The sequence below is a fragment of the Vogesella perlucida genome, from assembly GCF_979366545.1.
In genome coordinates, this window is record NZ_CEETRO010000009.1 from 12033 (window position 1) to 24037 (window position 12005).

At 62.6% G+C, this 12005-nt stretch carries 16 protein-coding genes; 8 read left to right on the forward strand and 8 right to left on the reverse strand.

All coding sequences use genetic code 11. From position 1 onward, the window contains the following. The first annotated feature begins 12 nt into the window (after window positions 1-12). The 6 genes from hda to ACZ9XP_RS13330 are packed head-to-tail and all read left to right on the forward strand — an operon-like array spanning window position 13 to window position 4181. On the forward strand, window positions 13-690 hold the full coding sequence (hda, locus tag ACZ9XP_RS13305; RefSeq protein WP_017509990.1) for a DnaA regulatory inactivator Hda: 678 nt from the start codon (window positions 13-15) through the stop codon (window positions 688-690). Between the two features lies 1 nt (window position 691). Continuing rightward, window positions 692-1360, forward strand: a complete 669-nt coding sequence (locus ACZ9XP_RS13310) for a histidinol-phosphatase (RefSeq protein WP_147689230.1) — start codon at window positions 692-694, stop codon at window positions 1358-1360. 3 nt (window positions 1361-1363) lie between these two features. Continuing rightward, window positions 1364-1882, forward strand: coding sequence for a GNAT family N-acetyltransferase (locus ACZ9XP_RS13315; RefSeq protein WP_147689229.1), 519 nt, complete (start codon window positions 1364-1366; stop codon window positions 1880-1882). Window positions 1883-1894: 12 nt separating this feature from the next. Further along, entirely contained in the window at window positions 1895-2773 is an 879-nt protein-coding gene (locus ACZ9XP_RS13320) for an ATP-binding protein (RefSeq protein WP_147689228.1), read from the forward strand. A gap of 38 nt (window positions 2774-2811) precedes the next feature. After that, entirely contained in the window at window positions 2812-3753 is a 942-nt protein-coding gene (locus ACZ9XP_RS13325) for a Nudix family hydrolase (RefSeq protein ID WP_147689227.1), read from the forward strand. Continuing rightward, on the forward strand, window positions 3750-4181 hold the full coding sequence (locus ACZ9XP_RS13330) for a hypothetical protein (RefSeq protein ID WP_147689226.1): 432 nt from the start codon (window positions 3750-3752) through the stop codon (window positions 4179-4181). Before ACZ9XP_RS13325 ends, ACZ9XP_RS13330 begins: the two co-directional genes overlap by 4 nt. A 598-nt stretch (window positions 4182-4779) precedes the next feature. On the opposite strand, the gene ACZ9XP_RS13335 is transcribed toward ACZ9XP_RS13330, so the two are convergent. Continuing rightward, a complete protein-coding gene (locus tag ACZ9XP_RS13335) occupies window positions 4780-5331 on the reverse strand; it encodes an isochorismatase family protein (RefSeq protein ID WP_147689224.1) in 552 nt (183 codons plus the stop codon). A 134-nt stretch (window positions 5332-5465) separates the two neighbouring features. Between ACZ9XP_RS13335 and ACZ9XP_RS13340 the strand changes: the two genes are divergently transcribed. Continuing rightward, entirely contained in the window at window positions 5466-8297 is a 2832-nt protein-coding gene (locus ACZ9XP_RS13340) for an FAD-binding and (Fe-S)-binding domain-containing protein (protein ID WP_147689223.1), read from the forward strand. A gap of 142 nt (window positions 8298-8439) precedes the next feature. Further along, window positions 8440-9495 (forward strand): GNAT family N-acetyltransferase, encoded by a 1056-nt coding sequence (locus ACZ9XP_RS13345; RefSeq protein ID WP_465188580.1) that lies wholly within the window; start codon window positions 8440-8442, stop codon window positions 9493-9495. Between the two features lie 96 nt (window positions 9496-9591). On the opposite strand, the gene ACZ9XP_RS13350 is transcribed toward ACZ9XP_RS13345, so the two are convergent. The 7 genes from ACZ9XP_RS13350 to ACZ9XP_RS13380 all read right to left on the reverse strand — a co-directional run bounded on the left by ACZ9XP_RS13350 (window position 9592) and on the right by ACZ9XP_RS13380 (window position 12002). After that, window positions 9592-9774 (reverse strand): hypothetical protein, encoded by a 183-nt coding sequence (locus ACZ9XP_RS13350; protein WP_147689221.1) that lies wholly within the window; start codon window positions 9772-9774, stop codon window positions 9592-9594. A 153-nt stretch (window positions 9775-9927) separates the two neighbouring features. Continuing rightward, the gene (rplI, locus tag ACZ9XP_RS13355) at window positions 9928-10377 is read right to left on the reverse strand and encodes a 50S ribosomal protein L9 (protein ID WP_465188581.1); all 450 of its coding nucleotides are present in this window, start codon (window positions 10375-10377) and stop codon (window positions 9928-9930) included. Between the two features lie 23 nt (window positions 10378-10400). Further along, a complete protein-coding gene (rpsR, locus tag ACZ9XP_RS13360) occupies window positions 10401-10628 on the reverse strand; it encodes a 30S ribosomal protein S18 (protein ID WP_017509979.1) in 228 nt (75 codons plus the stop codon). A gap of 4 nt (window positions 10629-10632) precedes the next feature. Next, window positions 10633-10950, reverse strand: coding sequence for a primosomal replication protein N (priB, locus tag ACZ9XP_RS13365; protein WP_338117442.1), 318 nt, complete (start codon window positions 10948-10950; stop codon window positions 10633-10635). Continuing rightward, window positions 10951-11328 (reverse strand): 30S ribosomal protein S6, encoded by a 378-nt coding sequence (gene rpsF / locus ACZ9XP_RS13370; protein WP_017509977.1) that lies wholly within the window; start codon window positions 11326-11328, stop codon window positions 10951-10953. Window positions 11329-11475: 147 nt separating this feature from the next. Further along, entirely contained in the window at window positions 11476-11682 is a 207-nt protein-coding gene (locus ACZ9XP_RS13375) for a heavy-metal-associated domain-containing protein (protein ID WP_147689219.1), read from the reverse strand. A gap of 14 nt (window positions 11683-11696) precedes the next feature. Then, a complete protein-coding gene (locus ACZ9XP_RS13380) occupies window positions 11697-12002 on the reverse strand; it encodes a metal-sensitive transcriptional regulator (protein WP_147689218.1) in 306 nt (101 codons plus the stop codon). Window positions 12003-12005 lie beyond the last annotated feature (3 nt).

Genomic DNA, 12005 nt, shown 5'->3' on the forward strand with positions numbered 1-12005 from the left:
TTGACCGCCCCCATGTTGGATCAGCTCGTTCTCGACCTCAGCCCCACCCCGCTCCCCGCCTTCGATAATTTTCTGGCGCAGCGCAACCGCGAAATCATCGCTGCGCTCACCCACGAAGAAGGCGAGCGCTTTGTGTACCTGTGGGGCGAGCCTGGGTGCGGTAAAACCCACCTGCTACAGGCGTGGATCGCCCACGCCGAGCGCATGGGCCGCGCCTCCATCTACCTGGACGCCCAGCACGAGCAGCTGCCAGACTTTGCGCGCGAGGCCAGCTTCATCGCCGTCGACCACGTGGACGACCTGCCGCCGGACGACCAGATCATGCTGTTTTCCATCTACAACTCGCTCAAGGAAAGCGGCGAAGGCCGCCTGCTGATGGCCGGCCGCCAGCCACCGATGCAAGCGCCGGTGCGCGACGACCTGCGCACCCGCCTGGGCTGGGGCCTGGTGTTCGAGGTAAAAGCCCTGTCGGACAACGACAAGCTGGCTGCCCTGCGCCACCACGCCGCCAGCCGCCAGCTGGCCATTGGCGACGACGTCTTCCGCTACCTGCTCACCCACTGGCGGCGCGACCTGTCCAGCCTGATTACCATGCTGGACACCCTGGACCGCTACTCGCTGGCCATGCGCCGGCCCATTACCGTGCCGCTGGTGAAAAACGTATTGCAAACCGCCAACCCCGGAACCTGACATGAATCTTGCCCTGTTTGACCTAGACAACACCCTGATTGCCGGTGACTCCGACACCGAGTGGCCCAAGTTCCTGATCAAACGCGGCATTCTGGACCCGGACCACCACGCCCGCCAGAACGACTACTTCTACGAACAGTACAAAGCCGGCACGCTGGATATCTACGAGTTTCTGGACTTTCAGCTGGCGCCGCTCACCCGCTTCAGCCGCAGCGAACTGGACACCCTGCACGCGCAGTACATGCAGGAACACATCCTGCCTATCATCCCGCCCAAGGCACGCGAGCTGGTTGCCGCCCACCAGGCCGCCGGCGATGTGGTAATGATCATCACCGCCACCAACCGCTTCATCACCGCCCCCATCGCCCGCGAGCTGGGCGTGGCGCACCTGATTGCGGTAGAGCTGGAAGAAGACGCAGCTGGCAACTACACCGGCAAGCCCACCGGCACCCCCAGCTTCCAGGCGGGCAAGATCACCCGCCTGAACGAATGGTTGGCCGCACGCGGCGAAACGCTGCAAAGCTACGACAAGAGCTATTTCTATAGCGACTCGCGCAACGACCTGCCGCTGATGTCCATCGTCACCCACCCTGTCGCCGTAGACGCCGACGACACCCTGCTGGCCCACGCCCAGGCGCACGGCTGGCCCAGCATCACGCTGCGCGACTAAACCATGCTGCACCTCACCACCGCTACCGCCGCCGACCTGCCCGCGCTGTGCCACCTGGTCAACCTGGCCTACCGCCCCGGCGCAGGCCAGGCAGGCTGGACGCACGAGTCGGCATTGGTCAGCGGTGCACGCACCGACCCGGCACAGCTGGCCGCCGTATTGGCTGCCCCCGGCCAGATCTTGCTTGGCTGGCAACAGCAAAAACTGGTGGCCTGCGTGCACATCGAGCCAGCCGAGGGTTACGGCTATATCGGCATGCTGGCTGTAGACCCGGCCTGCCAGGCTGGCGGCATGGGCAAAACCATGCTGGCCCACGCCGAAGCCGTGCTGATACAGCAATACCGCCTGCCACGCGCACGCATGAGCGTACTGGCTGGCCGGCCTGAGCTGCGCGCCTATTACCTGCGCCGTGGCTACCAGCCTACCGGCCAGCGCCAGCCCTACCCGCTGGAGGCTGGTGTGGGCCTGCCGCTGGATAGCTCACTAGACCTGGAAATCCTGGAAAAACCGCTGGCCGCCTGAACCGGAGCTGCAATGGACAAACTGGACGCTTTTCTTACCCGCGCCGAAGCCCTGATGGACCGCCTGGCGCCGCTGCTACCACCGGCCATTCCCGATCCGGACTGGTCTGCCCCCGCGTTTCGCTGGTGCCGCGCCGGGCTGAGCGGCTGGCTGGAAGCCATCCATGACCCGCACACCGTGCGTCTGGCCGACCTGACCGATATCGAGCGCCAGAAAGCGCAGATCGTACGCAATACCGAGCAGTTTCTGGCCGGCCGCCCAGCCAACAACGTGCTGCTGACCGGCGCACGCGGCACTGGCAAATCGTCGCTGATCAAGGCCCTGCTGGCGCAGTATGCCGCGCAGGGCTTGCGGGTGATCGAAGTCGACAAAACCCACCTGCCCGACCTGGGCCAGATCGTGGCGCTGGTGGCGGCACGGCCGGAGCACTTCATCCTGTTTTGTGACGACCTGTCGTTTGAAGAAGGCGAAGACAGCTATAAAGCGCTAAAGTCGGCGCTGGATGGCGGCCTGGCGCAGCGTGCGGCCAACCTGCTGGTGTATGCCACCTCCAACCGCCGCCACCTGATGCCCGAGCGCGCCAGCGAAAACCGCGAAGGCTGGGTGAAAGATGGCGAGATCCACCCCGGAGAAACCACCGAAGAAAAAGTATCACTCTCCGACCGCTTTGGCCTGTGGCTATCTTTCTACCCGTTTGACCAGCACGCCTACCTGGCCGCCGTGCGCGGCTGGCTGGCCCATTTCAGCCTGCCGCTAGATGCCGAGGCCGAACGCGCCGCACTGCAATGGAGCCAGCTGCGCGGCAGCCGCTCCGGCCGCGTGGCCTGGCAGTTTGCCTGCGACTGGGCCGGGCGCAGCCCTGCCGAGCGCGTGGCCGAACTGGGCCACTAAACCCGATACCGGCCGCCTGGCGGCCAACCCTGGGCACCATGACTGAACACAAGCACACTATTCCCGTGGTCGCGGGCGCGCTGATGCGCGCTGACGGCCAGTTCATGCTGGGCAGCCGCCCGGCTGGCAAACCCTACCCCGGCTACTGGGAGTTCCCCGGTGGCAAGGTAGAGGCTGGCGAAGCGCCATTCGACGCCCTGGTACGCGAATTCCAGGAAGAAATGGGGATCATCGTCACCCACGCTACGCCGTGGCTACGCCGCGTACACCACTACGAGCACGCCTCGGTCGAGTTGCTGTTCTACCGCATCTGGGCGTGGCAGGGCGAGCCGCAGCCGCACGAAGGCCAGGCCTTTGCCTGGCAGCAGCCCGGCCACCTGTCGGTGAAACCCATGCTGCCCGCCAACGACCCCATCTTGCGCTCGCTGCAGCTGCCGGACGTGCTGAACCTCACCTGCATCAGCGAAACCGGGCGCGACACGCTGCTGCACAAGCTGGCACAGCGCCGGGATGCCCCGTGGGTGATCGTGCGCGAGCCGCAAAAAAGCCGCGAACAGTTGGCCGCACTGGTGGGCGAGATCAGCGAGATCATCCACCCCCTTGGCGGCAAGCTCATCGTGAACGCCGACCCGGCATGGCTGAAAGGCTGGCCGGTAGACGGCGTGCAGCTGAACAGCCAGCGCCTGGCCGCTTGCGAGGCACGGCCGCACTTTGCCTGGGTAGGCGCGTCCTGCCACAGCCGCGCCGAGCTGGACCGTGCTGCCGCGCTGGGGCTGGACTACGCCCTGCTAGGCCATGTACAAGCCACCGCCAGCCACCCCGGCCAGCCCGGGCTGGGATGGGATGGCCTGGCTAGCTGTCTGGCCCCCGCTGCACCGCTGCCGGTCTTTGCCCTGGGCGGGCTGTCTGCGGCCAACCTGGATCAGGCCAGACACGCCGGTGCCCACGGCGTGGCGCAAATGCGGGGGGCCTGGCAATGAAAAAACTCAGCCGCCAGCAATGGCTGTTTGTCGGCATTGCCCTGATCTGCTTTGCCATGCTGAAAGCCGGGCTGATCTACTGGTACCTGCAAAACAAAGGCAGCGAGTTGCAGCGCCAGGACGTAAGCTGCAGCAATCTGCAGCAAGGCTGTACCCTGCCGGACGGCAGCGTGCTGCGCTTTGACCGTGCCCCACGCCACAGCCAGCCCTTTCTGATCAGCCTCGGTAAAACGGCGGGGGCCGCACCGGCGGCCGAGTTCTCCATGGAAAAAATGGACATGGGCTTTAACCGCTACCGCTTTGTCGATGGCAACACACAGTGGCAAGCCAAGGTCACCCTGCCGGTATGCATCAGCGGCAGCGGCGACTGGCTGCTGGACCTGAAATACGCCGACCACAGCTACCGCGTACGCTTTAAAAGCCAGTAAAGCCTGGGATCGTTACAGCACAGGCCAGCTATTACCTTAGTTGGCCTGTGCCGTACCGTTTGTCACGCCCCACCACCCGGCCACACCGCCAGAGCACCGTGCACGCGCCGCGGCTTGACCTGCCCGCTCTGCACGCTGGCCTCTGCCTGATAAGCCAGCCACCCCGTTGTGACACCTGGCCCGATCTTGCCAGCCCCGGCATGCCTCATACCCATGAAAATCCCGGCCACCAGCCGCCATTGCCTAGCCGAATCCATCGACACCCACAGATCTGGCACGCAGCTTGCTTAATAAACCCTGCTCTTTGGAGCGACAGGTGTTGTTTCCCGTATTTTGGGCCGGGTTTAACCAAACCCGACGTGGAGAGGGAAATATTTTTGCACGGATTTGGTGCAAAAGCTTCCCGAATTGGTGCAAAGCGCCAATTCGGGGCTTCTTTTCAGGATATTGCGCCACGCACACTGCGGGGCGCCAGGTTTGATAGAGGGAGAACCAGAACGGCCAAGCCGTCATCTCAACAAGCCAGGGGTTGGCCGCAGCGATGCGGCCAACCTTTTGCTTTTTTAGGCGCCCTACACCACGCCAGCCATGCACCATTTTAGGGCTGATCACCGACCAGGTAGCGCTTGCTCATCTGTTTGAACAGCGCCGACCCCGACACCCGCAAGCACTCGAACAGCACCATTTCCCGCGTTACCAGCACCGCCCCCGCATCCCGCATGCGCTGCAGGCCGTACTCGCGGTTAAGCTCGCCACGACTAGATACCGCATCCGCCACCACAAACACCTGCTTGCCGGCCTGTAACAGCTCCATCACCGTTTGCAGCACGCAAACATGCGTTTCCATACCGCACACAATCACCTGGTGACGCGACATCAGGCCGTCGGGCAAACATTGGCCAGCCACGCAGGAAAAATGCAGCTTTTCCACCACGTCAGCCTGCGGTGCGGCCTCCAGCAACAGCGGCAAGGTGCCGCCCAGCCCTTGCGGGTATTGTTCGGAAAACACCACCGGCAACCCCAGATCGACCGCCGCCGCAATCAGCCAGTGACAGCGCGCTACCATGCCGTCTGCGTCCAGCACGGCAGGCACCAGCTTTTCCTGTATATCCACCACCAACAGCGTGGCATCGTCTTTTTCGATAAGCATCGCTTTTCCTCCGGATGATTTTGCAGCTTAACCGCAGCGCATAATCAAGGGCAAACCCCTGATGGGTACGGGAATAAAGTATGGCAACATCACCTATCCACAAAACCAACAGGCCTACGCCGCCGGAGAGTGACATGCTGCAAGGTGCATACCGCGAATTCCATCAACGCATTCTGGAAACCCTGCCTGCGCGCCGCGTATTTACCGACCCGCTGTCTACCCTGGCTTACGGTACGGATGCTTCCTGTTACCGGCTGACGCCCAAAGTGGTGATCAAGAGCGAAAACGAAGCCGAGGTCCGCACTATCCTGCGTGAAGCGGCCAGCCTGCAGCTGCCGGTTACCTTCCGCGCTGCCGGTACGTCCCTGTCTGGCCAGGCGGTGAGCGACTCCATTCTGATTGTGGCCAGCCACGGGTGGAAAAACCTGCAGGTGCTGGATAATGGCCTGGCTATCCGCCTGCAACCGGGCGTGATCGGTGCCGAAGCCAACGCCGCGCTGCTGCCGTTTGGCCGCAAGATCGGCCCCGACCCGGCCACCATCAACTCGGCCATGATCGGCGGCATCGTCAACAACAACTCCAGTGGCATGTGCTGCGGTACCGCCGAAAACACCTACCAGACGCTGAAATCGCTGCGCATGGTACTGGCCGACGGCACGGTGCTGGACACCGGCGACGCCGCCAGCGTAGCCGCCTTCCGCACAAGCCACGCCAGCCTGCTGGCGCAGCTGGCTGCGCTGCGCCAACGCATTCTGGCCGACGACACCCTGGCCGCGCGCATCCGCCGCAAATACAAGATGAAGAACACCACCGGCTACAGCCTGAACGCACTGCTGGACTTTGCCGACCCGGTGGACATGCTGGCGCACCTGATTGTGGGTAGCGAAGGCACGCTGGCTTTTGTGTCCGAGGTAACGTACCACACCGTGGTTGAACACCCGCACAAGGCCTCGGCCCTGGTGTTCTACCCCGACATCAAGGCCGCCTGCGACGCCATCCAGATCCTGGCGCAGCACAAGGACGTGGTGTCGTCTGCCGAGCTGCTGGACCGCGCCAGCCTGAAATCGGTAGAAAACAAGGCCGGCGTGCCGGACTTCATCAAGACGCTGGGGCCGGACGCCGCCGCCATCCTGATCGAAACCCGTGCCGCCACCCCGGAAGCCATTGCGGCCAACGTGGCAGCCATCAGCGGCTTTATCGCCCACATCACCACAGAAACCGGCATCCGCTTTACCAGCGACGTGGCCGAGTACACGCAGTACTGGAACATCCGCAAAGGCATGTTCCCCAGCGTGGGGGCGATGCGCGCCGCCGAGACCACGGTGATTATCGAAGACGTGGCCTTCCCCATCGAGCACCTGGCCGAAGGCACGCTGAAGCTGCAGGCGCTGTTCCGCCAGTTCCACTACGACGAGGCCATCATTTTCGGCCACGCGCTGGAAGGCAACCTGCACTTTGTGTTTACCCCCAACTTTAGCGGCCCGGCCGAAATCGCCCGTTATGAGGCATTTATCGAGGCGGTGTGCCAGCTGGTGGCGGTGGAATACGAAGGTGCGCTGAAAGCCGAGCACGGCACCGGCCGCAATATGGCGCCGTTCGTGGAAATGGAATGGGGCCCAGCCGCCTACCGCCTGATGCAGGAAATCAAGGCGCTGTTCGACCCGCAGGGCATCCTGAACCCGGACGTGATCATTACCCACGACAAGCTGCTGCACGTGCGCGACCTCAAGCCGATCCCTGCGGCCAACCCGCTGATCGACAAGTGCATCGAGTGCGGCTTCTGCGAAGTGATGTGCCCCAGCCGCGCCATTACCCTCACCCCGCGCCAGCGCATTGTGGCCAACCGAGAAATGGCGCTGCTGGAAAAAACCGGCGACAACGAACGCCTGGCCGACATCCGCGCCGCCTACCAGTACGCCGGCGACGAAACCTGTACTACCTGTGGCCTGTGCGAAACCGCCTGCCCGGTGGGCATCAATACCGGCAGCCTCACCAGCCTGATCCGCCAGGCCAGCCTGAGCGACGTAGGCTGGGCGGTGGCCAATACCCTGGCCGACAACTTTTCCAGCGCCACCACGGGTGCCAAGCTGGGCCTGAAAGCGCTGGACATCGTGCACGCCGTAGCAGGCGACAGCGCCACCGGCGGTGTGATGCGCGCACTGCGCAAGGTGGGTGGCCGCCATATTCCGCGCTGGAACCGCTACTTCCCGCGTGCTGCCGGCCAGATGAAAGCGCTGGGCGTCAACGCGCACAGCCCGCGCCAGGTGGTGTACCTGCCATCCTGCCTTACCCGCACTTTTGTGCCGTCGCGCCATATGCCGGACCAGCGCCCGCTGAACGAAGTGGTGGCGTCGGTACTGGGCAAAGCCGGTTACGGCATTGTCTACCCCGACGGGCTGGCCAACCTGTGCTGCGGCACGCCGTTCAAGTCCAAGGGCGCGCAGGACGCTGCCGATAAAAAGGTCAGCGAGCTGGAGGCAGCGCTGCTGGCCGCCAGCGATAACGGCCGCCTGCCGGTGATCATCGACAACGGCGTGTGTACCGCTGCGCTGCTGGACGGCATCCGCGACCCGCGCCTGCAGGTGATGGACGTGACCAGCTTTGTGCACGAGGTCGCCGCCGAACACCTGGCCTTTACCCCGCAAGACGAGCAGGTAGCCTTGCACGTGGTGTGCAGCATGCGCAAAAAAGGCCAGGCCGGCATGCTCAACGCGCTGGCAAGCCGCTGCGCCACACAGGTACTGGAGCCCAAGGGCATTACCTGCTGCGGCTTTGCCGGCGACAAAGGCTTTAGCCACCCGGAACTGAACGAAAGCGCACTGACCGGCCTGCGCCAGCAAGTACGCGACTGCGGCAGCGGCTTTTCCACCAGCGCCACCTGCGAGATCGGCCTGTCCGAACACGGCGGCATCCCCTACCAGCACCTGATGGTACTGGTAGACCGCGCTACCCAGGCCAAGCGCTAAGCAGCCACGCAGCCCACCTGCGGCCAACCTTGCTGCCCGTGCCGGCTTGCCCGCACGGGCAGTTGCCATGCAGCGGGCAGCAATGGCAAGGTAAAGCTTCGGGTGCGGCCAGCCGCCGCCGTCCATCAACTTCGGAGCCCCCATGGCTTACACCATTCGTCGCCTGCAGCCCACCGATGCGGCTGCGCTGTTCCGCCTGCGCCAATCGCCCGGCGTCGTGCGCAATACCCTGCAGCAGCCGTTCCAGTCGCTGGCTGCCACCCAGGCCTTTCTGGATCACTACCCGGAAACCAGCCACGCGCTGGTAGCCTGTACCGAAAGCGGGGAGCTGGTGGGCTGTGGTGGCCTGCACCTGCCTGGGCACAGCCTGCGCCGCCGCCATAGCGCGCTGTTTTTTCTGTTTGTACGTGACGACTGGCAGGGCAAGGGCGTGGGCAGCGCCCTGCTGCGCGCGGTGCTGGACTACGCCGACAACTGGCTGGACCTGAAGCGCATCGAGCTGGACGCCGTGCACGACAACCACGGTGCCATCGCGCTGTACGAGCGCTTCGGCTTCCGCCACGAAGGTGTCAGTCGTGGTTTCAACCTGCGCGAAGGCGTGTACGAAGACGCCGTGCTGATGGCACGACTACGCTTTCGCGAAGGTGAGCTAGGCGAGCCTTTGGACATATCGAGCGACCAGACAGTGGAGCGCGTGCCCGCCGGCAGCCTGTTCAGCCTGCGCCACGCCGAGCCGGGCGACGCCGCCGGCATGGCTGCACTGATGGCCCACGACAGCACCTACGGCAACACGCTGCAGCTGCCCTACCCCACCACCGCCAACTGGCAAAAACGGCTGGCCAAGCACGGCGGCACCGTACTGGTCGCCTGCGACGCAGACGGTGCCATCATTGGCCACTGCGGCGCCTGGGCACCGCACGACAACCCGCGGCTGGCGCACATCATCAGCGTGGGCATTTCGGTAGCGCCAGCCTGGCAAGGCCGCGGCGTGGGCAGCGCGCTGCTATCGGCCATGGTGCAGCAGGTACGCGATTACCAACCCTACCACCGCATGGAGCTCACGGTATTTGCCGGTAACACCGCGGCCATGGCGCTGTACCGCAAGCTGGGCTTTCAGCAGGAAGCGCTGCTGCAAGGCTACGCCTTCCAGGCAGGGCAATATCGCGATTGCCTGCAGATGGCACTGGCCCTGAAATAGCCAAGGTTGGCCGCATGCGGCCAACCTTGGGCTGTATCGGCACCAGACATGACAAAGCCCCGCAGTGCGGGGCTATTTTTTGACCACCCGGTGCGCTTAGCGCTTGCCGAAGTGGTAGGGCGACAGCTTGTAGTACGGGTTCAGCGGGTGCCAGCCAGTCAGGGCTTTAGGCTGTGCCGTCAGGCGGGTACGCACGGCACCGGCCAGAAAGGCCAGCGCGCCCCCCACGATAGGCATCAGCAGAAAGTAGACCGCGCACAGCACAATCAGGGTTTCCATGATTTTTCTCCAATAATGTCTAGACATTATCGGTCATGACAGCAGGAAAATCGTTCAGAAACAGGACACTAGCTTTGGCCGGTGCGACATGGCGGCACAGAAAAACAAAAAGCCGCCCAAAGGCGGCTTTTTTGATGATGCCGTTACGCTGGATTAAACAGCAGCAACAACAACGATCTTCACTGCAGCAACCACGTCGTGGTGCAGAGCGATTTCTACGTCGTACTCACCGATGGCCTTCAGCTGGCCGTTCGGCAGACGAACTTCGAAACGCTTAACTGCAACGCCAGTAGCGGTGATGGCTTCGGCGATGTCAACGTTGGTTACGGAACCGAACAGACGGCCGTCAACACCTGCTTTTTGAGCGATGGTGAAGGAAGCGTCTACCAGTTTTTCAGCGCGCGCTTTCGCGTCTGCCAGAATTTCAGCCTGTTTGGCTTCCAGCTCGACACGGCGAGCTTCGAATTCTTGCAGGTTAGCGGCGGTTGCGCGTTTTGCTTTGCCTTGCGGGATCAGGAAGTTACGGGCGTAGCCGTTCTTCACGTTTACCACGTCACCCAGTACACCCAGGTTAGCAACTTGTTCGAGCAGAATGATTTGCATCTTGTCGTATCCTTATCCCGGAATTAATGCTGGTCGGTGTACGGCAGGAAGGCCAGGAAGCGCGCGCGCTTGATGGCTTCGGACAGCTGACGCTGATAGCCTGCTTTGGTGCCGGTGATACGGGCCGGGATGATTTTGCCGTTTTCGGCAATGAAGTCCTTCAGCAGATCAACGGATTTGTAGTCGATTTCCTTGATGCCTTCCGCGGTAAAGCGGCAGAACTTCTTGCGCTTGAAGAGTTGACGAGCCATGTGATTAACCTTTAACAAATTCAACAAATTCGATGTGTAGAACCAACCGCGGATTACGGAGACTGCGCTGATTCAGAAAGCCTGTGCAGTGCACAGTGTTTCCTGCCATCTTCCCTGCCAGCTGTTTGGCTAGCTCCCCCATGGCTACGGCCTGTATTTCGCAGGACACGTCGCGTTCCAGGGTGGCAATGGTTTGCCGGGAGTGGTGCCTTAGCCACATTTCCAGTACCGGCATGCCGGCTGGGGTGTGTCGCAAAGGGTCTTCGCGTTCGACCGTAACGGTCAGTTCAAGTCGGTTCTGCAAGGATGCAGTGTTGCCCAATTAGGCAGCTACTTCAGCCTCGGCTGCAGCTTGCTGGCCTTCCAGCAGGCTCTTGGCCTTTTCGTCCTTCATCATCGGGGATGCTTCGGTGATAGCACGAGTCATCTTGATGGTCAGGTGACGCAGAACGGCGTCGTTGAATTTGAAGGCGTGCTCGATCTCGGCCAGAGTTTCCGGAGCGCACTCAACGTTCATCAGAACGTAGTGAGCTTTGTGAACTTTCTGGATCGGGTAAGCCAGTTGACGACGGCCCCAGTCTTCCAGACGGTGGATTTTGCCATCAGCGTTCAGGACCATGCCCTTGTAACGCTCAACCATAGCACCAACCTGTTCGCTCTGATCCGGATGGACGATGAACACGATTTCGTAATGCCGCATGTGAACTCCTTGTGGCTATAAAGCCCTTCGTCATGCGCGATAGCGAAGGGCAAGGGTTAAAAGCTGAAGATTGTACGGAGTTTGGCCCGCGCTAGCAAGCCAAACGCGTGGATATTCAGGCATTTGCCGCCAGCGGCGGCCAGTGTGTCAGCCGATTACATCAAAACCGGCGTTTTCTACGGCCTGTTGCCAGGCGGCGGGCTGCGCGTCACCGTCAAAATGGATGGTCACGGCCTTGCTGGCCAGGTCTACCTGCACCTGGGCCACACCGGCCACGGCCTGCAATGCGCGGCTCACGCCGGCAGCACAGCCGCCGCAGGTCATGCCGTCTACCTTGATGATGTGCTGGTTCATGCTTGTTCTCCTGTTCAACGCATTTTCTTGAGCAGGGCCATCACTTCGGCGATGGCCTCGTCGCTATTGCCTTCGTTTACCGCACGGGCCACGCAGCCCTTGAGGTGGTTTTCCAGCAGCTGCTGCGCCACTGCGTCCAGCGCCGAACGGGCGGCGGCGATCTGGGTGAGTACATCCACGCAGTAGCGGTCGCCTTCTATCATGCCGGCGATGCCGCGCACCTGGCCTTCCAGCCGCGCCAGGCGCTTCATCAATGCGGCCTTGTCGGGCTGCACCACGCTTTTCGGGCTGCTGCAGCAGTCGTGTTGTGGTTCAGTCATGGT